Here is a 24,654-nt window from a genome sequence, read left to right as displayed (position 1 = left end):
TCCTTTATCCAGAGCTTTTCTATTGAGTTTTGTTTAAAATAAAGGGGATACGGCATGCGCATCGCACGTCGCTTTACGGAAACCGGAAAAGACGTCTATGACGCCATCGCGTTTCGCACAACAACCAGCGAAATCCGCAATCCAGATGGGTCAATCGTTTTTCAGGCCAAAGACATCGACGTTCCTGCGAGCTGGAGCCAGGTTGCCTGTGACATCATCGCCCAGAAATATTTCCGCAAACGCGGCATCCCCCTTAAATTAAAACGTATAGAAGAAAACTCAATCCCTTCATGGTTGTGGCGCTCTGAACCCGATCACGATGCCATGTCCGATATCCCCGAGGACGAACGCATCATCGGAGAAACCAGCTCCAAGCAGGTTTTTGATCGTCTGGCTGGCGCCTGGACCTACTGGGGCTGGAAAGGTGGCTACTTCGACAGCGAAGAAGACGCCAAAACCTATTTCGACGAAATGCGGTACATGCTGGCCAACCAGATGGCTGCACCGAATTCTCCACAGTGGTTCAATACAGGCCTGCACTGGGCCTATGGTATTGATGGACCTGGTCAAGGTCACCACTATGTCGATCACGAAACCGGCAAGCTGGTCCGTTCAAAATCAGCCTATGAGCATCCACAGCCTCACGCCTGCTTTATCCAGTCTGTTGGTGATGATCTGGTAAATGACAACGGCATCATGGACCTCTGGGTTCGCGAAGCGCGCCTGTTCAAATACGGTTCCGGAACAGGCACCAACTTCTCCAAGGTCCGGGGCGCTGAAGAGCCTCTCTCTGGCGGTGGAAAGTCCTCCGGTCTGATGAGCTTTCTCAAAATCGGCGACCGCGCAGCTGGTGCGATCAAGTCCGGCGGAACCACCCGTCGTGCTGCCAAGATGGTGACTGTCGATCTCGACCACCCGGATATCGAGGAATACATCAACTGGAAAGTGGTTGAAGAGCAGAAAGTCGCCGCACTGGTTGCCGGATCGAATATCTGCCAGAAGCATCTCAAAAGCATCATGGCGGCCTGCAATACAGATGCCCTTGATGACAAGGACCGGGTCAATCCCCGCAAGAACACCACTCTGAAAGCTGCGATCAAAACCGCGCGGGCTCATGAAGTGCCGATGAGCTACATCCAGCGTGTGCTCCAGTTCGCTGAACAGGGCTACACCGAGATGGAGTTCGACACCTACAACACCGATTGGGATTCAGACGCGTACCTGACCGTATCGGGCCAGAACTCGAACAACTCGGTCCGCGTTGCCAACGGCTTCTTCCAGAGCCTCGAAGAGGACGGTGACTGGAACCTGATCCGCCGTATCGATGGCAAGGTCCACAAGACCCTAAAATCCCGCGATCTCTGGGATCAGATTTCCTATGCGGCCTGGGCCTGTGCGGATCCCGGCATCCAGTACGACACCACCATCAACGAATGGCACACCTGTCCGCAGTCTGGCCGGATCAACGGGTCCAACCCCTGTTCCGAATACATGTTCCTGGACGATACGGCCTGTAACCTGGCCTCCATGAACCTTATGACCTTCCAGCGCGCTGACGGCAGCTTTGACATTGATGCCTACATCCACGCCAGCCGCCTCTGGACCATTACCCTGGAAATCTCTGTGCTCATGGCGCAGTTCCCTTCCAAGGCGATCGCCCAGCTCAGCTATGAATTCCGGACACTCGGTCTTGGTTACGCCAACATCGGCGGCCTGCTGATGTCAACCGGTGTGTCTTATGACTCGCCCGAAGGCCGCGCGATCTGTGCGACCCTCAGCGCGATCATGACCGGAACCGCCTATGCAACCTCTGCTGAGATGGCTGGAGAGCTTGGCCCGTTCAAGCGCTATGAGCTGAACAAGAACGACATGCTGCGGGTCATGCGCAATCATCGCCGTGCAGCTTATGGTGAAGAAGGCGGTTATGAAGCCCTCGAAGTTCAGCCCGTGCCGATCTTTGCCAAGGATTGCCCGGACGAGGCACTTGTTGCTGCGGCAACCAAAGCCTGGGACGAAGCCCTCGAACTCGGCGAGAAACACGGCTATCGCAACGCCCAGACCACCGTTGTTGCCCCGACGGGCACCATCGGACTGGTGATGGACTGCGACACCACCGGAATCGAACCCGACTTTGCCCTCGTCAAGTTCAAGAAACTTGCTGGCGGCGGATACTTCAAGATCATCAACCGGACAGTTCCCGGTGCGCTGAAATACCTAGGCTACAGCGAAAGCCAGATCGAGGACATCATCAAGTTTGCCGTGGGTCACGGAACGCTGAAAAAGGCACCGGGCATCAACCATGACAGTCTGAAGAAAAAAGACTTCACCAATGATGCCCTTGCCGCACTGGAAGAAAAACTCGCCAGCGCCTTTGACATCAAGTTCATCTTCAACAAGTGGAACCTGGGCGAAGAGTTCTGCATCAAGACGCTTGGCTTTACCGAAGCCCAGTTGAATGATCCGTCTTTCGACATGCTCACCGAGCTTGGTTTCAGCCGCAAGGAAATCGACACCGCGAACATCTTCTGTACCGGCGCCATGACCCTCGAAGGTGCACCGCACCTGAAAGACGAGCACCTGTCGATCTTTGATTGTGCCAATCCTTGTGGGAAAACCGGTAAACGCTTCCTCTCCGCCGAAAGCCACATTCGCATGATGGCGGCTGCCCAGCCGTTCATTTCCGGGGCGATCTCCAAAACCATCAACATGCCAGCCAATGCCGTGATTGATGATTGTAAAGATGCCTATATGCTGTCGTGGAAACTCGGCCTCAAAGCCAACGCGCTCTATCGTGACGGTTCCAAGCTTTCCCAGCCGCTTTCTTCCGGTGTTCTGCTGGAACTCGAAGAAGAAGATGATGATGTTGCCGAGGCACCAACCTCCAAGCGGGTCGAGATTGTCGCCGAACGCATTATCGAACGCGTCATCGAAAAAGCTGTGACCGAGCGCAAGAAGCTGCCATCCCGCCGCAAGGGGTACACCCAGAAAGCCATCGTTGGTGGTCACAAGGTCTATCTGCGCACGGGTGAATACGAAGACGGCGCCCTAGGCGAGATTTTCGTCGACATGCACAAGGAAGGTGCCGCTTTCCGCAGCCTGATGAACAACTTCGCCATCGCGATTTCCATCGGTCTGCAGTACGGTGTTCCGCTGGAAGAATACGTTGAGGCCTATACCTTCACCCGGTTCGAGCCTTCAGGCATGGTCGAAGGCAATGACGTGATCAAGATGGCAACGTCTATCCTTGACTATCTGTTCCGCGAACTGGCTGTTTCCTATCTTGGGCGTAACGACCTCGCCCATGTAGAGCCAGCAGACATGCTGCCGGATTCTCTGGGGAAAGGTTCTGACGAAAGTGATTTGCCTGCTGCCCGGAATTCTGTTGCTGAAACAGTTCGCCGCGTGGCTTCTACAGGGTATGTCCGTAACAAGCTGATGGTTGTGAACGGCGGCCAGGATATCGGGGACACACTGGCCTCGGCTTCCGCTGCTGTTGCCGAAGCAAATCAGGATTTCGTGGGTGTTACCGACACCCAGACCGCCGTCGCTGCGGAAACGACCATCGTCAAGGCCGTGGACAAGCGTATGGAAAAGGTCCGCGAAGCCCGCATGAAGGGATATGAGGGGGATTCATGTCCTGAGTGCGGTAACTTCACTCTGGTGCGCAACGGCACCTGTCTGAAGTGTGATACCTGCGGGGGTACAACTGGCTGTTCCTAAGCCAAGGTTTCCGTTTCTTTGCGATAAACAGGGCGGCTCAGGCCGCCCTGTTGTTTTGTGGCCTGTTGTTTTGTGGAGAGATATTCCCTGACCTCTGATCCAGCACTCTCTCTCCATCAAACGCAGGGATATGTCGTCAGGAACGCACTCCGCATAATGATATTGCACTGCAGCAGGCTCAAACATTCAGAATATTGTCGCATTTCTTCCCAAGACTTGACTTGCACTCGCTGTGGATCCGGCTAAAATCCGCTCTGTATTTCTACAGATAAAGGCAGGATACGAGGGCGCAACCGCTTTATATCCTCCCCTTCGGTTTGGACTTTTTTCTCACAAGACGCCCCGCTGGCAGGGGGAAGAAGGTCCGTGACAGCAACAAGTAATAAAAAAACAAAGGATAGAGCTATGGCTGGTACTGTTGACGCCCGTTTGAAAGAACTCGGGATTGAAATCCCCGAACCTGCAAAAGCCGTTGCCAACTATGTTGGTTATGTTACCTCTGGCAATACAGTATTTGTTTCCGGACAGATCACGGCCAAGAATGGCGAGATCCTCTACAAGGGTAAACTGGGCGATAACATGTCCATTGAAGAAGGCCAGGAAGCGGCCCGCCTTTGTGGTATCAACATCATTGCCCAGCTGAAAGTAGCCACTGGCGGCAATCTTGACCGGGTCAAACGTATCGTCAAGCTGGGTGGTTTTGTGAACTCTACCCCTGATTTCACGGATCAGCCAAAAGTAATCAACGGCGTATCTGATCTGATGGTCGAAGTCTTCGGCGACAAAGGTGTTCATGCCCGCGCTGCCGTTTCTGCGCCAAGTCTGCCGCTCGGTATTGCCGTCGAAGTTGACTGCGTCGCGGAAATCGACTGATCCTGTCTATCTTCCTATGAAAAAGGCAGGCCTCAGCGCCTGCCTTTTTCGTTTGCTATCCGGCAGACGGCTTCCTATTTCTTGTGGTGAACTCTTTTCCTGCCCCAGCCGCTCCGAGGAGCCCGATGAGCCAATTCCGTGTTGAAGTACATCCCCGGATCAGTGGCATTGCCCCGGACGATTGGGACCGTTGTGCTGGCGCAGACAACCCTTTTGTATCCCACGCATTCCTGCTGGCACTTGAAGAAAGCAAAAGCGCCTGTGCAGAAACCGGGTGGCAACCCCAGCACCTGACGCTGAAAAATCCTGACGGGCAGATACTCGCCTGCGCGCCGCTCTATCTGAAAAGCCATTCCTATGGGGAGTACGTTTTTGACTGGAGCTGGGCCAATGCTTTTGAACGTGCAGGAGGACAATACTACCCCAAGCTTCAGTGTGCTGTGCCTTTTACCCCTGTTACCGGCCCGCGCTTGCTCATCGCGCCAGAAAACAGGACAGAACAACAGGATCTCAGACTGGCCCTGATCAACGCCATGTTGCAGCTGCTCCAGCAATATCAGGCCTCGTCTCTGCACCTGACCTTCACCCGCGAGGATGAATGGCAGTCCCTGGCCCAACCCGGGTTACTCCCCCGTACAGGCGTCCAGTATCACTGGGAGAACAAAGGTTATGGCGGTTTTGAAGATTTCCTGTCCGATCTCAGTTCACGCAAACGAAAAGCGATCAGAAAAGAACGACGTGAAGCAAACAGCCACGGATTAACCCTGAAAACACTTGAAGGCGAGACCCTCACTCCAACAATCCTCGAACAGTTTCACGGGCTTTATCTCAACACCGTCGACAAAAAACATGCCCATGATTACCTGACCCGGGATTTTTTCTCCCGTCTGGGACAACAGCTGGCCGGACAGGTCGTCCTGACCAGCGCCTGGAACGGCGGGCAACTGATTGCTGCTGCCCTTAACCTCCGTGGCAGTGATACACTCTATGGCAGGAACTGGGGATCAACAGGCCATTATCCCAGCCTGCATTTTGAACTCTGCTATTATCAGGCCATTGACTATGCCATCACCCACGGCCTGAAAAGAGTAGAGGCCGGCGCACAGGGTGAACACAAGATCCAGCGCGGCTACATGCCATCCCGAACTTACAGCCTGCACGCCATTGCCGATCCAAACTTCCGCGATGCCATCGCCCGGTTCCTCGAGGGCGAACAAAGAGCTTTGGAACAGGATATGAGTTACCTGAAAGAGCTCGGACCTTTCCGCAAGACAGCTGCCAATGCCCCTTCAGATTCTCTCAGACAGCCTAAGGATTAGGATCCCCGGTGCCGTAGCGGTAGTGCCCGGTGATTTCGTAATCGAACAGCATGTCCTCCAACTCCGGGCCTCTCCCGATGTTGTGCACCACCAGCGGCACCCCATCAGTGCTTTTTTCATCGCTGATAATTCCAATGTGAGGTAGCGATCCTCCCGGACGCAGATTCCAGCTGACCAGATCTCCGGCTTGATAGGCCTGTGGATCTTTGGAAAGAGGCAAGGATATACCATGGCGCGTAAAGAACACCCGCAGGTTTGGAACCCGGCGATGATCGATATTACTGTCCGGCTTTGTTAAGCCCCAATAGGCAGGATAAGCCGAAAAACTGGTGCGCATATCTTCATGAACCAGCTTCTGAAGGTCGATCCCCAGACCGCGATAACTTCGAATAACCACATCGCTGCAGACCCCGCTATGTTGTGGTACATCGCCGCCGGGATAACTGATCCGGTAATAGCTGCTGTCATAGAGCACAAAAACTTCTGTGCGTTTGAGAGCTTCTTCCGACAACCTCTTCCCAAAAGACGGATCAGCGAAAGCTGCCCCGCTCCAGCACAGCAACAAGAAGCAAACTGACCAGCGGATCAGGTTGTTGTATCCACTCTTGGGTTCAAGAACTGAAAACCGCCTTGTTATCCCGGACCACTGACACATAACGCATCCTCTTTACTATTCCCCGTCAGAGAAACAGCATTTTGCGCCCTTTTCCGGGTCACAGTAAGGCAAGACCATGGCGATAACAGATCATCTTTCCTGCCCTACGACAGCCGACTTTGCCTTATTGACCGCAAACTTTCTTCTCATTCCCCCATCAGGATAGCTGGCACTTCACTCATATTCTGTCTTGCACAGGAAACAAAACCGCTAACAACCACCTCCAGGGGGGAGGATTTCACCATGATGGACCTTACAACAGTGTTTCTCATACTCGTCGCTGTCATTTTTCTCGGGATCTTTATCATCATCGGCCTGACCTGTTTACGATGGATAACCAGCCGTTATGCCGAACAGGCCAGCGGTTTGGGGGGCCGTATCGCCAACAGCAACCCTCTTATGATCAAGGCAGTGATCATCGGCTTCTTAACCTTGCTCATGCTCATTCCGACAGCCCTTGTCCACGACCTGATGAACGAGCGGAATAATCTCTATCATTCAGTATTGTATGAAACAGACAACGACTGGGGGCAGGAGCAGACAATTGCAGCACCCGTTCTTGTCGTTCCCTTTGTCACCGAAACCCGGATTACGACGGATCAGGGAAAAGAAAAAATCGTTATTGGTCATGACAAACTGATCATTCTTCCCGACCAGTTGTCACTCTCTGCCAATCTGGATCATGAATTTCGCGAACGCAGTATCTACCGCAGCCTTGTGTATACGGCACGGGTAGAAGGATTTGCAGACTTCAGTTTCAATCCTCCACCAATCCCGAATTTGCAGCAGATCCTCTATGATCAGGCCTATATCACCATCGCTCTGAGCGATAACAGTGGCATTGCCGCCTCTCCCACAGTGACAATCGACAATAAAAAGCTGGACCTGATGCCTGGAACGGGCCTGCGAACCAACCTGCTCGCTAGCGGTTTCAGTGCCCGCCCGACCCCGGGACAGGACTTAAGCCGCTTTTCGGTCAAGTTTGACAGCCTCCTGCGCGGCAGCAGGAATATCAGCGCCATCCCTCTCGGCATGAATACGCAGATTAAGATATCCGCGGACTGGCCACATCCCAGTTTCCGCCAGTTCCTGCCCAAAGCCCATGAAATCGACAACAACAGCTTTAAAGCCAACTGGGAAATCAGCCATCTCTCCCGCAATTATCCCCAGGTTTTCACCGACAACAGTGGCATAAATCTACAGGAAGTGATCGCCGAAGCCCGTTTATTTGAACCTATCTCCCACTACGGGACATCCATCCGCGCCGCCAAGTACGGCATCATGTTTATTGCTCTGACCTATTTGATGTTGCTGATTTTTGAATTCACCCGCGGGGTAAGATTACACCTTGTTCAATACACCCTGGTCGGGGTCTCCCTGTCAGTATTCTATCTTCTGCTGCTGACACTTTCCGAACACCTTAGTTTTGCTTTCTCTTATGGCCTCGCTGCCGGTACAACCGTGCTGTCAATCGCCAGCTATGTCACGGTAGCAAGCCACAGCAAACAAAATGGCCTGGCTGTTGCTGGTCTGCTTGCTGCCCTCTACGGCTTCCTCTACTCGATCCTGCAGATGGAAGACTATGCCCTGACGATGGGAAGCGGTCTCGTGCTTCTGGTCTTGTTGCTCCTGATGTACCTGACCAGGAACCTGAACCGGGAACTTCGCGAAAAACCAGATACAACAGGGGACATCAAAGCCAAAGAAAACCCTGAAGCCCAGTGAACATGCGCATTAACCACGACCTTCCCCTGTGATCATGCAGGAATTACTCCACGAAAAAAGGCCTCGCAAATGCGAGGCCTTTTTTCATATAACGGTGCGATAGTCAGACTTAGGCAGGCTCTTTTCTCTTCGTACCTTTTTTACTGCTTCCCCCCGAAGATTCGGGATAACTGAAGCTTGGTGCATTATCCTTGATATCAATCCGGACCAGACCACCCCGTGTCAGCTTGCCAAAGAGCAGCTCTTCGGCCAGGGGCTTCTTGATCACATTCTGGATCACACGCCCAAGCGGGCGGGCACCATAGAGGGGATCATACCCTTCTGCGGCCAGCCACTTGCGGGCTTTAGGTGACAGTTCAATGGTCACATGACGGTCAGCCAACTGGGTCTCCAGCTCCATAATGAACTTGTCCACCACCTTGGTCATTACGCCAGTCGAGAGGTTACGGAAAGGAATGATCGCATCCAGACGATTGCGGAATTCCGGGGAAAAGGCCTTGTTGACCGCTTCCTCATCATCACCAATCCGGACTTCCCGGCCAAATCCGATCGCAGGTTTGGCCATATCAGCCGCCCCGGCATTCGACGTCATGATCAGAATAACATTCCGGAAATCAATAGACTTGCCGTTGTTATCTGTCAGACGACCATTATCCATCACCTGCAGCAAGATGTTGAAGATGTCAGGATGTGCCTTTTCGATTTCATCCAGCAGCAACACACAATGTGGTGTCTTGTCGATGGCATCGGTCAGCAAACCACCCTGGTCAAAACCGACATAGCCCGGCGGGGCACCGATCAGACGGGAAACCGCATGGCGCTCCATATATTCGGACATATCAAAGCGGGTCAGCTCGACACCTAGAGAATGGGACAGCTGCTTGGCCACTTCGGTTTTCCCGACCCCGGTCGGACCGGTGAAAAGGTAACAGCCAATCGGTTTTTCCGGTGTTCTCAGTCCAGCTCTCGCGAGCTTGATAGCCGATGACAGCGCGACAATCGCCTGATCCTGACCGTAGACCATGGTCTTGAGATCCCGATCCAGGTTTTTAAGAACAGACTTGTCATCCTTGGAAACCGATTTGGGCGGGATCCGCGCAATCTTGGCTACGACAGCCTCGACTTCCTTGACTCCGAGCGCTTTCTTGCGTTTGTTTTCCGGCAAGAGCATCTGCGACGCACCAACCTCGTCGATCACGTCGATTGCCTTATCCGGCAACTTGCGCTCGCCGATATAGCGTGCAGACAGTTCCACCGCCGTGCGCAAGGCTTCGTTGGTGTATTTGACCTTGTGGTGTTCCTCATAATAGGGCTTCAGGCCGCGCAGGATTTTTACCGCATCCTCGATTGAAGGCTCAGCCACGTCGATTTTCTGGAAACGACGCACCAGTGCCCGGTCTTTCTCGAAGTGATTGCGGTATTCCTTATAGGTTGTCGAACCAATACAGCTCAGGCTGCCGTTCTGCAGGGCAGGTTTGAGCAGATTGGACGCATCCATGGATCCGCCGGATGTGGCCCCGGCCCCGATCACCGTATGAATTTCGTCGATAAACAGAACAGCGCCTTCCATGGCCTCGACTTCCTTGACCACGCCCTTAAGACGTTCTTCGAAATCGCCACGATAGCGGGTACCCGCCAGTAATGAGCCCATATCAAGGGAAAAGATGATTGTATCTTTCAGGACGTCAGGGACTTCGCCATCGACAATACGCTTGGCAAGTCCTTCGGCAATGGCCGTTTTACCGACACCGGGATCCCCGACATAAAGCGGGTTGTTCTTGGTCCGGCGACAGAGAACCTGAACCGTACGTTCCAGTTCGGATTCCCGCCCAATCAGAGGGTCGATCTTTCCAGCCTTGGCTTTTTTGTTCAGGTCGACGCAATAGGCATCGATCGCCTCGCGTCCTTTGTTATTCGGGGTTTCTGCTCCCCCTTCCTCGCGTCGGTCTTCCGCACCATGGATCGTGCGGGTTTCTTCCAGACCCTCAACCTTGGCAATGCCGTGGCTGATATAATTTACGGCATCCAGGCGGCTCATTTCCTGTTCCTGCAGGAAGAAAATGGCATGGCTTTCACGTTCAGAGAACATGGCAACCAGCACATTCGCACCGGTGACCTCTTCCCGGCCAGAAGACTGGACATGAATGGCCGCGCGTTGCAGCACCCGCTGGAAGCCAGCTGTCGGTTTTGCATCACCCAGATGGATCGTCGCCAGATTGGACAGATCGTTATCGATATAGTCCAGCAGATCTTCCCGCAGGGTTTCCAGCGCGACGCCACAGGCTTTCAAAACCGCGATGGCATCCTGGTCTTCCGTCAGGGACAGCAACAGGTGTTCAAGTGTGGCATATTCGTGCCGGCGCTCATTGGCATATGCCAGAGCCCTGTGCAGTGTCTGTTCCAGATTGTTTGACAGCATTGCCATGTTATCACACCCCTTTAACCATCGTGGTCAGATCACCTGATCATTTACAGGAACCCTAAATCCTGATCCTGTGTCTTTGACCACCCTCTTTTACCAAACGTAGGGCTTTCACTATACCTAGGGAGCAAAAACTGAATCAGCAAGAGATAGCGGGAAATAGATTTCCCGAGAAAATCAGTTCCTTCTTTTCTTCCGATAAACCCGGCGGAACTGAATTCACTTTATCTCTGCGCCTTGCCAGCATCTCCCGGCAGAACCCTGCTTTTACCATTAAGACAAGCAGGGCGTTTAAAGCGGTTTCGACTATTGCGTTGAGTCATTTTAGAAGGGAAATAAAGAAGAAAGTGTAAAAATAAGCCGGCTCTTTTAGAAAACAGCGAAAAGAGCCGTAAAAAACGGGAAGAGCATGCTTCGCGTTATTCTTTTTCAATCACGCACTGCAAAGGATGCTGATTTTTCCGTGCAAGATCAACTACCTGGGTTGCCTTGGTTTCGGCAACGTCGTAGTTGAAAACACCACAAATCCCGACACCCTGCTGATGTACCTGCAACATAATCCGTGTCGCGTCTTCCTGATCCTTGCCAAAAAACTGTGTCAGGACATGGATGACAAATTCCATCGGTGTGTAGTCGTCATTCAGCAACAGGACCTTGTACATAGACGGGCGTTTGGTTCGTGTGCGTGGTTTTACGACAACACCCTGCTCTTCATCGAAATCATTATCGCGGTCTGGTCCACTCATCCACTGCTACCTGATTGTCTTTTACAAGCAATCCTTTCACCGAAAGGCTGCTCTGATTTTAATGCAAACAACGCCCCAACAGGGACGCATACTCAAGGCTATATATTATAGTATCAACCAGCCATTTCTTCAAGAAGCCGACGGTGAAATAGCTGTTCTGTGATCTCGGCAACAACTCAATCGCAACCTGTCTGTTTCCAGCAAAATAACCTGAGAAATAACCCCCGGAAATAACCCCGAAAATAACGAGGAAGACAAAACGACAAAAGCCCCGTGGAATACGGGGCTTTTGCCATAACTCTTAAAAAGAATACCTCAAGCTTAGGCAGCTGTTTTGGACATCTTTTCGAAAGTCTGTGTCATCTGCTGACGGATTGGCTCGGCAACCTCGGTTGCAACCTTCGTAGTCAGTTCAGTGATTTCTGTACCATTTTTTACCAGGGCATCAAAAGACTCACGGGCGTATTTTGACTGGATGTCAGAAACTTCGTTGATGTCTTTTGCAGCCAGGAAAGCTTCGGCAACAGCCATATTCTTTTTGATAGCTGTCTGAGCCATATCGGTGAACAGCGTGCTGAACTGCTGATAGCTTGTCGAAAAACTGTTGCCAGATTTTGTAGCCAGTTCAGCCGTTTCCTTGCTGATGGCAGCAGCATCTTCATACTGTTTGTAAAATGTAGTCATTACTTTTTCAGCCTGGGCCTGAGAGAAAGTAAAAATTTGTTCATAGCCTTTTGCGGCAGATTCAATACCAGTTTTCATTTCGTTCTCCACGGTAACTGTTTGCTTAACAGGGGTTTCTTCAACATTCGTCTTCGGCCCGTTCGTACCGGAGACTGTTTTCTCGGTAGTATCTGCCGTCTTCTTTTTAGTCGTGGTTGTCATATGTATCTCCTCAATATCATCTCAATTTTGGAGCGAGTTCTTCACCTTGGCCCCGCAGGCTTTATTTGGTAGGGCGAAGATCGTCACTCTTTTGACAACACCCTCATGCTGCGATGCAACATAATTGTGAATATACATTGTTTCAGGAGAATTTCAAGGGCAATGCTGCAATGCAACAAACACATAACACAAGTGCAACCAAAATGTCACCTGAACCCCTATGGTTGCAGATGACATTTATTAAACCCTATATCAGCCAGGAACTGCCCGGGTTCGTTTCAAAACGGCTGTTTTTATCTTAAAAAAGCGCGGTGTTGGTCAAACCATTACTGCCGACACGCAATTCGAAATGTTTGTGTTTCTCGGCTTTAGATTGCCCCATACGCGCCTGGAATGCAGTTCCCATATCCCGGATCGGATTGACTTCAACACCGGTCTGGTCCTGATTCAGCAAATAAGGAACGAAAGCCAGATGATCAAAACTCTTGTCTTTCAGTTTCCAGCCATTGAAAACAAAATTGCCATTATGGCACAGTGCTGAGGTCCAATAAAAATCGTCCGAGCGCAAGCGGTCACCCTCGGTTCGAAGTTCCCCTGCGCCACTTTGTTGCAGCTTCTGCTCCAGTTCGGCCAGTTCTTCCCTTGAAAGGCTGCGCTGGGATTTTTCCCATCCAAACTGGGCAAGGGGATCAGACAGCGAAATGTGATTAACCCGAATGCCACTTCCCTCTTGTGCCCGTGAAATCAGTTCGGCCGGGCCTCCGGGAATTCCGGTGACTTCATAAGTTCTGATCTGTTCATCATATACCGCATTATAGACAAATCGATATTCGGTCATGCCTGGTTGACAGCGCTGACGGATATCTTCTCCACCAACATAACTGAACCAGGTGGCTTTCTGGGTGTGGGGTTTATCGATGGTACCCTGGTAAGAACAGCCCGCAATCCAGAGACACAGGGGAAGAAGAAAGAGTTTTTGCATTTTTCCTCGCTCAAGATGAAAGGCAAAGAGCCTCGAAAAAGTCGAGTTTTTTTCATCTTTTTATCAAAAAGTTACTTTTAGCTCTGTTTGTTCACTATTTCTCAAGATAAATATGGCAAGCTAATGGCGACTGGACAGAGGATTCATCTTTATGTAGAATCCTGCAGTATTAAATGCTTAGATCAATAAGCTGAGTCTCAACTTTGGAAACACGCTTTAAGGTGTTATTCAGGAAGCCCGTCTTGTAAGGGGAAGTTAATGAATCTAGGACTGAAGCTCATCTCAACAATGCTTCTAACCCTGTTTGTGCTTATGGCACCAGCACATGCCAAGTATGCATCTATTGTCCTTGATGCAGAAACAGGCGAGATTCTCTATAGCCGAAACGCCGATGTCAAAAATTATCCGGCCTCCTTGACCAAGATGATGACCCTTTACATGGCTTTTGATGCCCTGGAAAAGGGTAAATTGAAAATGGAGCAAAAACTTCCTGTTTCGAAGAGAGCTTCAGGGATGGCCCCCTCGAAACTGGGATTGGCCCCTGGCAGTACGATCACCACCCGGGATGTCATCATGTCCCTGGTCACCAAATCGGCGAATGATGCCGCTGTGGTAATGGCAGAGGCTATCGGTGGCAAGGAAACCACCTTTGCCAACATGATGACCAGTCAGGCCCGCAAACTCGGCATGAGCAACACCACATTCCGCAATGCGTCGGGCCTCCCTAACCGGGGACAGCTCAGCACCGCAAGAGATATGGCAACACTGGCCAAGGCCCTGATGCGGGACTTTCCCCAGTACTACGGCCTCTTCTCGACCCAGAGTTTTTCTTACAAGAACCGCACCTACAACAATCACAACAAGCTTCTCGCCAGCTATCAGGGGACTGACGGCATCAAGACTGGCTACACCAATGCCTCGGGCTTCAACCTCGTTGCTTCCGTTTTGCGCAATGACCGTCGCCTTATCGGTGTTGTTTTTGGCGGAAAGACGGGGCGTTCTCGTGATCGCCATATGAAAGATATTCTCGACAAGAGCTTTAAACAGGTTGGCGTTACAAGAGTTGCCAAGCTTCCTGCTGTACCCAAGCCCAATCCTCTTCGGGAAAGCGATGTCGCTGCACTTGCGCCACCACCAGTAACACCAACACCGCGCCCTGTTCTGGTTAACGCCTCAACCTCCCCTGCTCCAGGACAGATTGCCGCGCTGGCAACAACGACGGGGCTCGCGATCGAAGAAAACGGCGAAGAAACCAGCAACGTCAGCGACGACAGCTGGGGTATCCAGGTTGGCGCCTTCAGCGATTACGAACCGGCAAAGATGGCAGCAGCCCAGGCGAAGGCCCAGATCACATCCCATAACGATGCCACACAGGTTCATATCCAGCAGGTCGACAAAGCCGATGGCTCACTCTATCGGGCGCGCCTCAAAGGTCTCGACGAAGTCGCCGCCCGCAACGCCTGCCGGGAGCTGAAGGAAAAACGCATGTCCTGTGTTGCTGTTCCACCAGGTCTGTTCTGAACCAACCCGGATAAGTCATTTTATAACTAGACCTAAAAAAAATAGCCCGGTTGAACCCGGGCTATTTTTTTATCCCCATAAGGAACTTATTTTACTGTGACAAGCTGTTCAGCTTGGCAGGTTAACCTTGCTCTCGGCCAATTGGGCAGCAAGCTGGGCTTTAAGGCGATCGAGACCTGCTGGTGTTGAGGCCTCGCAGCGCGCAACCAGCACAGCCTGCGTGTTCGAGGCGCGCAATAGCCACCAGCCATCAGATGTATTGACACGCACACCATCGACAGAAACCACATCGGCTTTCTCGGCTGAAAGGCGTTCAGCGACTTCCTCGACGACACAGAATTTGCGCTCTTCCTCACAGTCAAAACGCAACTCCGGTGTATTGACAACAACAGGCAGTGCTTTGCGAAACTCGGCAAGAGACTGTCCTGTTTTTGCAATAATATTCAGAACACGGACAGCGGCATAGAGCGCATCATCATAACCGTAATAACGGTCGGCGAAGAAAAGGTGGGCCGACATTTCCCCGGCAAAGGGGGCGCCGGTTTCAATCATCTTGGACTTGATATGTGAATGGCCTGTTTTCCACATAATTGGATTGCCACCGGCCTTTTCAATCTCGCTGAACAGAACCTGGCTGGCCTTAACATCAGCAATAATTGTTGCTCCGGGTTTGTCTTTGAGAATATCCCGCGCCAGGAGCAGCATGATCTGGTCACCCCAGAGAATTTCACCTTCGGAATCCACCAGGCCAATCCGGTCCCCGTCGCCATCAAAGGCAATCCCCAGATCTGCCCCCATCTCAGCCACTGCCGAACGCAGGTCCACCAGGTTCTCCGGCACTGTCGGATCAGGGTGGTGATTGGGAAAGGTGCCATCAATATCCGCAAACAAAAGTTTGTGCTGCCCCGGAAGAGCGGCACAAAGTGCTGTCATTGCATCCCCTGCTGCGCCGTTTCCGGCATCCCAGACAACTTTCAGACCAGTATCCTTAAAGCTGACCTCTTCCAGCAACCGGGCAATATAGGCATCAAAAATCGGATGTTGAATCAGATCAGCTGTACCATTTTCGAGGTCGCCACTACTGGACAGCCGGGAAATTTCCTTGATCTGATCGCCAAAAAAGGCCTTGCGCTTATGAACGATTTTGAAACCGTTATGATTACCCGGGTTATGGGATCCGGTAATCATGATCCCGCCGTCAACCGGCAGAGTATAAGCCGCAAAATACAGCATTGGCGTGGGACCAAGCCCTACAGCATAGACGGTCACACCAGCCGCACGAAGTCCTTCGGCAACTGCCGATGCCAACAGCGGGGAAGAGACACGTCCGTCATAACCGACAGCAACCTTGTTGCCCCCGGCCCGGCGAACAATCGTGCCGAAAGCGTGCCCTATGGCCCGGGCATCAGCAGGAAAGAGGGTTTCGTCAATAATTCCGCGAATATCATATTCCCGGATGATGCTCGGATGAAAAGTGTGCACGTTGGTTCAAGTCCAAAGGTTAAACAGGGTCAAAAGGTGAGATCTGTTTCTCAGATATCCATAAACGCAGACAGGGGACGGCCAATACTGAGATACTCAAAGCCGTCTTCTGCCATTTCTGCCGGGCTATATATATTACGCAGATCAACAATCAAGGGGGCAGAAAGCAATGACTTCACTCTATCCATATCCAATCGCCGGAATTCATTCCATTCCGTAACGATAACCAGCACATCAGCGCCTTCCATGGCCTGATAGGCACCAGTACAATAGGTCACATCTGACAGAAGTTTTTTTGCTTCTTCCATTCCCTCAGGATCATAGGCGCTGACTGTTGCCCCTTGGGCCTGGAGAATCGGGATAATATCCAAACTCGGCGAATCCCGCATATCATCTGTGTTCGGCTTAAAGGTAAGGCCAAGCACAGCAACCTTCTTTCCTGCAACTGTGCCGCCACAATGCGCAATAACCTTGTCGGCCATACCGCGCTTGCGTGCAGCATTATATGAAATAACGTCCTCTACCAAACTCACCGGAGCACCGTTCGCTCGGGCTGTATAGGCAAGGGCCTGCGTATCCTTGGGGAAACAGGAGCCGCCATACCCGGGCCCTGCATGAAGGAATTTTCGCCCGATCCGGCCATCCAGCCCAATACCTTTGGCAACCTGATGCACATCAGCACCAACCTTCTCGCACAGGTCAGCCATCTGGTTGATAAAGGAAATCTTGGTCGCCAGAAAGGCGTTGCCTGCATACTTGATCAGCTCGGAAGTTTCCAGCTTGGTGAAAATGATCGGTGTTTCAATCAGGTAGAGTGGCCGATACAGTTCAGCCATAACGTCCTGTGCCCGCTTGCTTTCGGCACCGATAACCACGCGATCCGGGCGCATGAAATCGTTGATCGCAGCGCCTTCGCGTAAAAACTCCGGGTTTGAAACGACATCAAAATCAGCATCCGGGCGGGCTTCACGGATTATCCGTTCCACTTCGCGCCCCGTCCCGACCGGAACAGTCGATTTGGTGATAATAACCTTGTAGCCATCAAGAACAGCCGCAATTTCCCGGGCCGCCTGATAGACATAAGAAAGATCAGCCTGGCCATCCTGAGGGCCCGGAGGCGTACCAACGGCAATAAAAATCGCATCTGCATCGCGGGCTGCTTCTGCCAGATCGAGAGAAAAGCTCAGACGCCCCGCCGCCGCATTCTTTTTCACCAGCGTTTCAAGGCCTGGTTCAAAAATAGGAATCACCCCATTTCTCAGACCTTCAATCTTTGCCTCATCCTTGTCTACACAGACGACATCTGTTCCGAACTCAGAGAAACAGGTTCCGGATACCAGACCAACATAGCCTGTCCCAAGCATCGCAATACGCATGATTATCTCCTACGCCGCTTTCAAATCAGCAGACAAGATACGGATATCGTCTGGCCGCTTGAAATCGGTTACTTATACATACTTGTTGAGGATGTCCCGCATCCGGACACCAAGATCTTCCCGCTCCAGCGCAAAAGCAATGGTGGCTTCCAGAAAGCCTGCCTTGCTGCCACAGTCGAACCTGGTTCCCTCGAAACGTAATCCGTGGAAGGTAACATCGTCCAGTGTCTTGGCCAGCGCATCTGTCAGCTGGATTTCGCCACCGGCACCGCGTTGTTTCTTGTCCAGCTCTTTGAAAACAGAGGGGTCAAGAATATAGCGGCCAATAATTGACAGGGTCGAAGGCGCTTCCGCAGGATCTGGCTTTTCAATCAGAGTCCGTGCTCGGGCCAGAGGACCTTTTTCCTCGACCACATCAAGAATACCATAGCGATTGGTATGCTCTCTCGGCACGTCCATTACGGCAACAAGATGGCCGCCAACGTCCTCGTAATGTTCAACCATCTGTTTGAGACACGGCTGATCGGATTTCACCAGGTCATCTGCCAGCAAGACAGCAAAAGGTTCGTCGCCGATCAGATTTCTTGCACACCATACTGCGTGCCCCAACCCCAGGGGTTCCTGCTGCCGGGTATAGGTGACACTGCCCGCTTCAAGCAACAAAGAGGAAAGGTCTTCCAGTTCCTTGTGCTTGCCGCGCGACTGCAACACAGCTTCAAGCTCGTATTCCCGGTCAAAATGGTTCTCTATCGCGGCCTTTCCTCGACCCGTGACAAAGATAAACTCTTCAATTCCTGCGGCCTTTGCCTCTTCAACAGCATACTGTATCAAGGGCTTGTCAACCACAGGCAGCATTTCTTTCGGCATGGCTTTGGTTGCTGGTAAAAATCTTGTGCCAAGACCACCAACAGGAAATATTGCTTTACGAACGGGTCGGCGCATCGGTGCCCCCACTCCTTATTCTAGAATTAAACAACACACGTCATGCCATAGAGACACAGCGAACTCAACCCGGGCCTTTCAATAGCACATCTTTCGCCCTGTTAATCTGGGTTGCCAGAAATGTACTTCCCCCGTGATCGGGATGCAGCTTTTGCATCAGGGATCGATGAGCTTCGCGAATTTCCTCGGCAGAAGCCCCTTTTTTCAACCCCAGTATTTCCAGCGCCTGCTTTTTATCCATAACAGCATCAGACAAGCCCTCTTTATTTTCTCTGGAATCCTGAGCCGTTGCCCCGTCTTCTTCCTGCATCCAGTCACTTCCAAACCGGCGTTGAGCATATGCCAGAATAAGATCAGCAGATTCAGTATCCGCCAGCCGATAATCCCGGTATAGCTGCGCAATCACTTCAGGGGGCAGATCAGATAAGGATTTCCCTTCATGAGTACCAGAGATGACCTGACCGCTCATCTCACCGCTTGTATGGTCCAGTCTCATTTGCAAAAACCGGGTCACGACTTCCGAAAATTGCCCTGGAGCCGGCCCCCTTGCCATTTTCAATCGCTGCAAAATTCCACGATACCTTAGAAGTACAGGCAGCAGCAGAGGCAAGGCACCCAAAACCAATAAAACGCGGCCAGTTAAAATCAGAAACAAGGCAACAAAAAGGCCAAGCGAGATCGCAAGCCGCTTCAGGGTTTTTATAATGGTCGAGGGAGAAGCCTGACTGTACCACTGAGCCAGGAAAATCAGGGCCAGAAGCAAAGCCACCCCAGCCAGAAAATAGGCAATCACAGCATCATTCTCCTTCACCCACTTATCAACCCCAAAGGGGCAATCCGGGTTTAAAACTCACCTTAGGCTGGAACAAGGATTCTATTTCCCCAGTTGCGTTAACAACAAGGTCGCCCCCCCTTTTTTGCCCTTGCTGAAGTCGGTCAAGGCCCGCCGCCCGCCTGCAGCAAAAACAGCAACAGCTGATAACAGTTCTCTGAGCTGTTGAGCAGCGCCTTCGTCAAAGGGGCAATAGGCGCCACCAGAAAGGCGGGCAACCTGACGATACACATTTTCCACCAAAGGGTCCCGTCCCTCGTGAAACATGAAACAGGGCACAGCGTGCAGCCCGAGCTGCCCAGCCAGGTGCCCAAGTTCATCCACATCTTCCTCCATGGCATCACCAACAAAAACCAATGCATTCACATGTTTTTTCTGGGTTTCCTCCAGTGTTTTTTTCAGGACCTTGCGGATCTGGGTCTTACCCGCCAAACATTGAACCGATGTCATCAATTTTTGTAACTGCTGTGCCGAAGAGATCCAGGCCGTTGACTTGCACTCCCGGAAACCGCGGAAAAAAATCAGCTGGATATCCAGACCGCCAACCCTTCCCGCTTCTTCGAACATCATCGCCTGAATATAGCAGGCCTGATCCCATGTGAACTGGCGACTTGCTGTCGCATCCATGGCAAAGACAAGGCGACCTCTTTCAGTTCCCCTGACCGGGGTCTGCTCCAGCTTTGTCAAAAAAGCACTCACCTCATCTTTCGAAGATCGAAGCGCAATCTTTTGCTTGGATGGTCTCTGCTCTGGCACGCTGCTTCCTTCAGGAGATCAAAAGCTTCTGGAACGATGAAGATCCAGTGTAAAGGCTATTTCCATCAAAATATATAATCATCACTATCGTCGCACAAAAGGGACCAATAGGATTTTCTTCGCTCCGGCTTTCCTCAAACATTACTTGTGGATACAGGAGAATTAAATTGTTTCAGGGTGTTCTATAGCCATTTCTCCACTGAGACCAATGGCCTGCAGCAGGCTCCTCACCTCCTGGCGCGCGGCAACATGGCTCATACTCAGCGAGATTCCGGCATCTTCCGAATCAAGGTCCAGAAGCGTTAAGCCTTTTGGAAAAAGTTCGCGAAAAATCACCCGCTCCCCAAAGCCCGGAGCCAAGCGGAACTGTAGCCGTTTGGCCAGATGTTCCAGCAGCAACCCCATGTCACGTTTGTTCTTTGCATCAATATGCGAAAGCCGATTACGCATTACCACCCAGTCAATTGGCCGTTTTCGCTGGATAGCCCGTTGTTGGCGCTGTTCCCAGACCATCTGGCTATAGGTACTTGGAGTCAGCTTCAGATCGTCATCCACAACCTCTATTTTTGCCAGCATATCCATATCGAGAAAGCTGTCATTGAGGGGGGTAATCAGAATATCTGCATAACTATGACCAAGCCGGGAAAGATAATTGTCACTCCCGGGCGTATCAAATACCAGATAATCCCGATCCCATAATTCTTCCATCGCCTGTTCCAGATTCTGGCGATCTTCCTGCTTGCTAAGTTCGTTATCCTCCACTGCAGAGCGATAAACCCTTCTGTGTTCGGGCACCGAAATCTGCGCCTTGGTCGTTTGAACAAAATGTTGCCGGTTTTCTATATAGCGAGACAGGGTCCCCTGCCGGGCATCCAGATCAATAGTGCCAACACTGAACCCCTCCCTGAGCAGGGATACGATCAAATGCATGGAGGTGGTCGACTTGCCAGAACCACCTTTTTCATTACCGACAACGATAATACGGGGGCGATGCTGTTCTTTGATCTCGGACATCCTGGAACACTACTTTGTTATTTACTTTGAAATTTTCTGCTTCTTTCAGGGGCCTTAACAGGCCAAAGAACATCGGCGTCACCTTACCGCCCTATCTCTGTCACAGCAATCGTGCAATAAGCCGTTACAATCATTTTTCCTTGCCTGGACAATGAGTTTAACGATACCACTCTAACCAGACGCAGGAACGGAAACGGAACATAAATGCGAAACCCCACGCTCAAGGACACTTTGATTCTCATCCTGCTTGCAGCGATATGGGGGTCAGCTTTCCTGGCCATCAAGATCACTGTTCACGAAGTCCCTCCTGCGACAATCGCGGCTTCCAGATTGCTGGTCGCAACAATCATCATCTATGGTTACATGCGCAGTCGTGGTCTCTACCTCCCTCGCGACAAAAAATTCTGGATACAGATTTTTTTCGTCAGCTTTTTCACGATGGCTGCTCCTTTTACCCTGATCAGCTGGGCCGAGCAGTACATTGAATCTGGCCTGACCGCGATTTTGATGGCAACAGGCCCCCTGCTCGCCCTTGTTCTTTCCCACTTTTTCAGTACTGATGACCGCTTTACCCTCTTCAAGCTCCTGGGCGTCATAATTGGTTTTTCCGGCGTATTACTGATTCTTGGCTTCGACAGTTTTTCCGAGTTCGGAAAGGATGTTCCTGCCCAGCTGGCAACCATGGTTGCCGCCATGTGCTATGCTGGCTCCGGACTCCTCGTCAAACGTGTCCAGGAGACATCAAACACGATAACCACGGCTTCGATCCTGCTTGTGGCAACGCTACAGATCCTCCCCTTCAGCCTGTTGCTCGACTCCCCCTGGCAGAGCCTTTCTGCGAGTAGTTCATCAACGCTGGCAGCTCTGGTCTATCTTGGGGCTATTCCGACAGCGCTGGCCTTTATACTCCGCTTCTATCTGATCAGAGAGGTCAACTATACCTTTGTGTCATATGTCGGCTATCTCGTCCCGGTTTTTGGCGTTATCTGGGGGACTGTATTCCTGGGCGAACGCCTCCCGGCAGAAACACTTCTGGCGCTCGCCATGATCCTTTCCGGGATCGCGGTCAGTCGCCTGTCTCTAGACTGGTTTCTTTCCCTGAAAAATGATCACAAAAAATGATCCCAAATTAACAGGGGGGCAGGACCATCGCCCTCCCCCCCTGTTAAGTCCAATGACAGATTCTCTTAGGCTGATTTGATTTCCCGAAGGAAATCCCGCACCTGACCATTAAGACGGTCACCTTGGGACTTAAGATCACCTACCGCCTTTTTTACTTCCTGAGAAGCCTGCCCTGATTTCTCGGCAGCCATACTGACCCCCGAAATATTGGACGAGACTTCCTGGGTTCCACGAGCTGCTTCCTGGGTATTGCGGGCAATTTCCTGCGTTGCAGCTCCCTGCTCCTCAACCGCGGCAGAAATACCCGAAGCGATTTCGTTTACCTGGTTGATAATCTTGCTGATACCTTCAATATCGGTCACAGCAGAGCCGGTCTGGCGCTGCATTGTCGCGATCTGTTCGGAAATCTCTTCCGTTGCCTTGGCTGTCTGGTTGGCAAGGGATTTAACCTCGGAAGCCACCACCGCAAAGCCCTTGCCTGCTTCACCAGCTCGGGCAGCCTCAATGGTCGCGTTCAAGGCCAGTAGATTGGTCTGTTCGGCAATATCATTGATGAGGTGCACAACCTCTCCAATTTTTTGTGCCGCTTCAGACAGTTGCTGTACCGTCTGGCTGGTTTTGCTTGCCTCTGAAACCGCACGGTTTGTGACATTGGCAGATTCCATCACCTGGCGGCTGATCTCGTTAATAGAAGCAGACAGTTCCTCCGCAGCGGATGCCACAGTCTGAACGTTGGTGGAGGCCAGATCTGATGCCGAGGCCACAGCTGCAGACTGGGCTTTGGTTTCTTCAGCCACATCAGACATTGTATTTGCTGTGTCACCCATCCGCCCTGTTGAATTCTGCAAGGCGGCAAGAACATCGCGAACATCGCTATCGAATACCTTTGCCAATTCCTCAAGACGCAGCGCACGCGCCTCTCGTTCCTTGCGCTGTACTTCCTGTTCCTCTTCAATTCTCTCGCGTTCGATCAGGTTTTCCTTGAACACCAGAAGTGCCCGGGCCATTTCGCCGACTTCGTCCTGATTCTCCACTGCAGGGATATCAACGTCCTTGTTTCCTTCGGACAGCCGGGTTGTAACATCGGTGATCAAACGGATAGGTCCGGTCAGGCTCCTGAGCACAACCACCCCAATTCCGACCATAAGAATAAAGATGACGATGCCGGCCCCGATAATCAGGTTACGCACTGCGCTGGCATTGTCAGCAGCTTCTGCCGAAACACTTTTGACATCAGCGGAAATGGCTTCAACGGTCGACGAAACGTTGCTCACCCGGTCAGCGATCGCCTCCAGCTCTTCCTTGCTATAGGTCCCCATTGACTTGATCGGGGCATGAAGCGTGCCAAAAGCCTGAACCAGTTGATCCGTTCCGCCATCAAAACTGAGCGTCGTTGACGCGAATTTTTCAAAGTCGCTCAGATAGGTCTCGACCAGTGTCTGAATATTCTTTTTCTCATCTTTTGAAAGCAGCGCGTATTTCACATTCCGTAAAAACTTTTTTCCCTGGTTGAGAACATCGTCCATATCCTCTTTCTCATGCGAGATGATAAAGCTTTTCTCAACAGTACGGATTGTTGTCATCTCCCCTGCCAGCTTGATCAGATAAGGGGCTTTCAGGCTGTCTTCGATTGCAAAGGCAGAGTTGTTCAGGCGCCCTTTCAACCCCGCGTTTTTTGTCAGGCCAAGGGTATTTTTATCCTCAACAACCTTACCAAAACTTTCTTCGTAGGTTCTGAGGTTCCCTCTCAATGCCGTAAGTCCCTCTTTCAAAGCAGGCGCTTCTGACAGAGCTTCCAGTTCTTTGAGTTTGGCATTAACAACATCCATCGCGGCAAAAAACTGATCCTCATATTTCAGATCACTCTTGAGCAGAAAATCCTTTTCACTCAGGGCAAGGCGATTAATGCCAACATCAATCTCATCGACGAGTTTCTGAATTTGCTGCGCATTTTCGAGCTTTTCCTGGTCTGCCGACAGGGCAATCTGACTCTCTTCAAGCCTGGACTGGTTTTCAGCCAGCTGCTCCTGGCTTTTGGCCAGCATCATATCTCCGACAAAAAAGATCGAGCAAATCACTGCCAGGGCGACAATACCCAGCAACATCAACGCATAGATACGCGTTGATACAGAAAAATTCCCCAGAAAAGTAGTCCGGCTGACCTCTGTTTCGATCTCGGCATCTGTATATACATCAAGCTGTGCTTCTTCCAGCACCTCTGCCTCAACAGCAACCTCTTCCGGTTGCTCATCAAGGGTGTTCGATTTTGTTTCTGACACGAC

Annotated in this window: 18 protein-coding genes; 6 read left to right on the top strand and 12 right to left on the bottom strand. The window is 51.6% G+C overall.

Going from position 1 to position 24,654, the window contains the following annotated elements; genetic code table 11:
- Positions 1-54 precede the first annotated feature (54 nt).
- From O4H49_RS01425 to O4H49_RS01415, 3 genes are all read left to right on the top strand, one after another.
- Entirely contained in the window at positions 55-3,720 is a 3,666-nt protein-coding gene (locus O4H49_RS01425; protein ID WP_269421622.1) for a vitamin B12-dependent ribonucleotide reductase, read from the top strand.
- A 405-nt stretch (positions 3,721-4,125) separates the two neighbouring features.
- Positions 4,126-4,593: a RidA family protein gene (locus O4H49_RS01420; protein ID WP_269421621.1), complete on the top strand. Its 468-nt coding sequence runs from the start codon at positions 4,126-4,128 to the stop codon at positions 4,591-4,593.
- Positions 4,594-4,718: 125 nt separating this feature from the next.
- Entirely contained in the window at positions 4,719-5,912 is a 1,194-nt protein-coding gene (locus tag O4H49_RS01415) for a GNAT family N-acetyltransferase (protein ID WP_269421620.1), read from the top strand.
- Here the strand turns inward: O4H49_RS01415 and O4H49_RS01410 are convergent.
- Positions 5,902-6,423: a DUF1287 domain-containing protein gene (locus O4H49_RS01410; RefSeq protein WP_269421619.1), complete on the bottom strand. Its 522-nt coding sequence runs from the start codon at positions 6,421-6,423 to the stop codon at positions 5,902-5,904. The genes O4H49_RS01415 and O4H49_RS01410 overlap by 11 nt on opposite strands.
- A gap of 387 nt (positions 6,424-6,810) precedes the next feature.
- Between O4H49_RS01410 and creD the strand changes: the two genes are divergently transcribed.
- Positions 6,811-8,292 (top strand): cell envelope integrity protein CreD, encoded by a 1,482-nt coding sequence (gene creD, locus O4H49_RS01405; RefSeq protein ID WP_269421618.1) that lies wholly within the window; start codon positions 6,811-6,813, stop codon positions 8,290-8,292.
- 109 nt (positions 8,293-8,401) lie between these two features.
- Here creD and clpA read toward each other — a convergent pair whose 3' ends face one another.
- The 4 genes from clpA to O4H49_RS01385 form a co-directional block, all read right to left on the bottom strand.
- A complete protein-coding gene (gene clpA, locus O4H49_RS01400; protein ID WP_269422268.1) occupies positions 8,402-10,711 on the bottom strand; it encodes an ATP-dependent Clp protease ATP-binding subunit ClpA in 2,310 nt (769 codons plus the stop codon).
- A 422-nt stretch (positions 10,712-11,133) separates the two neighbouring features.
- Positions 11,134-11,460 (bottom strand): ATP-dependent Clp protease adapter ClpS, encoded by a 327-nt coding sequence (gene clpS / locus O4H49_RS01395; protein WP_269421617.1) that lies wholly within the window; start codon positions 11,458-11,460, stop codon positions 11,134-11,136.
- A 321-nt stretch (positions 11,461-11,781) separates the two neighbouring features.
- Positions 11,782-12,345, bottom strand: coding sequence for a phasin family protein (locus tag O4H49_RS01390; RefSeq protein ID WP_269421616.1), 564 nt, complete (start codon positions 12,343-12,345; stop codon positions 11,782-11,784).
- Positions 12,346-12,643: 298 nt separating this feature from the next.
- Positions 12,644-13,327 (bottom strand): hypothetical protein, encoded by a 684-nt coding sequence (locus O4H49_RS01385; protein WP_269421615.1) that lies wholly within the window; start codon positions 13,325-13,327, stop codon positions 12,644-12,646.
- A 258-nt stretch (positions 13,328-13,585) separates the two neighbouring features.
- Here O4H49_RS01385 and O4H49_RS01380 point away from each other — a divergent pair, with 258 nt between their 5' ends.
- The gene (locus O4H49_RS01380) at positions 13,586-14,848 is read left to right on the top strand and encodes a D-alanyl-D-alanine carboxypeptidase family protein (protein ID WP_269421614.1); all 1,263 of its coding nucleotides are present in this window, start codon (positions 13,586-13,588) and stop codon (positions 14,846-14,848) included.
- 108 nt (positions 14,849-14,956) lie between these two features.
- Here O4H49_RS01380 and pgmG read toward each other — a convergent pair whose 3' ends face one another.
- The 6 genes from pgmG to O4H49_RS01350 form a co-directional block, all read right to left on the bottom strand.
- Positions 14,957-16,330, bottom strand: coding sequence for a phosphoglucomutase/phosphomannomutase PgmG (pgmG, locus tag O4H49_RS01375; RefSeq protein WP_269421613.1), 1,374 nt, complete (start codon positions 16,328-16,330; stop codon positions 14,957-14,959).
- A 50-nt stretch (positions 16,331-16,380) separates the two neighbouring features.
- Positions 16,381-17,706 (bottom strand): UDP-glucose dehydrogenase family protein, encoded by a 1,326-nt coding sequence (locus O4H49_RS01370; protein WP_269421612.1) that lies wholly within the window; start codon positions 17,704-17,706, stop codon positions 16,381-16,383.
- Positions 17,707-17,778: 72 nt separating this feature from the next.
- Complete coding sequence (galU, locus tag O4H49_RS01365; RefSeq protein ID WP_269421611.1) at positions 17,779-18,648, bottom strand: UTP--glucose-1-phosphate uridylyltransferase GalU; 870 nt, start codon at positions 18,646-18,648, stop codon at positions 17,779-17,781.
- Positions 18,649-18,712: 64 nt separating this feature from the next.
- Positions 18,713-19,459: a DnaJ domain-containing protein gene (locus O4H49_RS01360; protein ID WP_269421610.1), complete on the bottom strand. Its 747-nt coding sequence runs from the start codon at positions 19,457-19,459 to the stop codon at positions 18,713-18,715.
- Positions 19,460-19,522: 63 nt separating this feature from the next.
- Positions 19,523-20,179: a VWA domain-containing protein gene (locus tag O4H49_RS01355; RefSeq protein WP_269421609.1), complete on the bottom strand. Its 657-nt coding sequence runs from the start codon at positions 20,177-20,179 to the stop codon at positions 19,523-19,525.
- Between the two features lie 219 nt (positions 20,180-20,398).
- Complete coding sequence (locus O4H49_RS01350; protein WP_269421608.1) at positions 20,399-21,250, bottom strand: division plane positioning ATPase MipZ; 852 nt, start codon at positions 21,248-21,250, stop codon at positions 20,399-20,401.
- 204 nt (positions 21,251-21,454) lie between these two features.
- Here O4H49_RS01350 and O4H49_RS01345 point away from each other — a divergent pair, with 204 nt between their 5' ends.
- Complete coding sequence (locus tag O4H49_RS01345; protein ID WP_269421607.1) at positions 21,455-22,372, top strand: DMT family transporter; 918 nt, start codon at positions 21,455-21,457, stop codon at positions 22,370-22,372.
- A 65-nt stretch (positions 22,373-22,437) separates the two neighbouring features.
- On the opposite strand, the gene O4H49_RS01340 is transcribed toward O4H49_RS01345, so the two are convergent.
- A complete protein-coding gene (locus tag O4H49_RS01340) occupies positions 22,438-24,651 on the bottom strand; it encodes a methyl-accepting chemotaxis protein (RefSeq protein ID WP_269421606.1) in 2,214 nt (737 codons plus the stop codon).
- Positions 24,652-24,654: the final 3 nt, after the last annotated feature.

The sequence above is a fragment of the Kiloniella laminariae genome, from assembly GCF_027214005.1.
Classification (GTDB): Bacteria; Pseudomonadota; Alphaproteobacteria; order Kiloniellales; family Kiloniellaceae; genus Kiloniella; species Kiloniella laminariae_A.
The sequence above is the reverse complement of the archived record's forward strand: the minus strand, read 5'-3'. Positions and strand labels throughout refer to the sequence as shown.

Excerpts from the sequence above, each read along its gene's own strand:
- O4H49_RS01425 (WP_269421622.1), top strand. The coding sequence starts at position 55 with ATGCGCATCGCACGTCGCTTTACGGAAACCGGAAAAGACGTCTATGAC.
- O4H49_RS01420 (WP_269421621.1), top strand. The coding sequence starts at position 4,126 with ATGGCTGGTACTGTTGACGCCCGTTTGAAAGAACTCGGGATTGAAATC.
- O4H49_RS01415 (WP_269421620.1), top strand. The coding sequence starts at position 4,719 with ATGAGCCAATTCCGTGTTGAAGTACATCCCCGGATCAGTGGCATTGCC.
- creD (WP_269421618.1), top strand. The coding sequence starts at position 6,811 with ATGATGGACCTTACAACAGTGTTTCTCATACTCGTCGCTGTCATTTTT.
- clpA (WP_269422268.1), bottom strand. The coding sequence starts at position 10,711 with ATGCTGTCAAACAATCTGGAACAGACACTGCACAGGGCTCTGGCATAT.
- clpS (WP_269421617.1), bottom strand. The coding sequence starts at position 11,460 with ATGAGTGGACCAGACCGCGATAATGATTTCGATGAAGAGCAGGGTGTT.
- O4H49_RS01390 (WP_269421616.1), bottom strand. The coding sequence starts at position 12,345 with ATGACAACCACGACTAAAAAGAAGACGGCAGATACTACCGAGAAAACA.
- O4H49_RS01385 (WP_269421615.1), bottom strand. The coding sequence starts at position 13,327 with ATGCAAAAACTCTTTCTTCTTCCCCTGTGTCTCTGGATTGCGGGCTGT.
- O4H49_RS01380 (WP_269421614.1), top strand. The coding sequence starts at position 13,586 with ATGAATCTAGGACTGAAGCTCATCTCAACAATGCTTCTAACCCTGTTT.
- O4H49_RS01370 (WP_269421612.1), bottom strand. The coding sequence starts at position 17,706 with ATGCGTATTGCGATGCTTGGGACAGGCTATGTTGGTCTGGTATCCGGA.
- galU (WP_269421611.1), bottom strand. The coding sequence starts at position 18,648 with ATGCGCCGACCCGTTCGTAAAGCAATATTTCCTGTTGGTGGTCTTGGC.
- O4H49_RS01350 (WP_269421608.1), bottom strand. The coding sequence starts at position 21,250 with ATGTCCGAGATCAAAGAACAGCATCGCCCCCGTATTATCGTTGTCGGT.
- O4H49_RS01345 (WP_269421607.1), top strand. The coding sequence starts at position 21,455 with ATGCGAAACCCCACGCTCAAGGACACTTTGATTCTCATCCTGCTTGCA.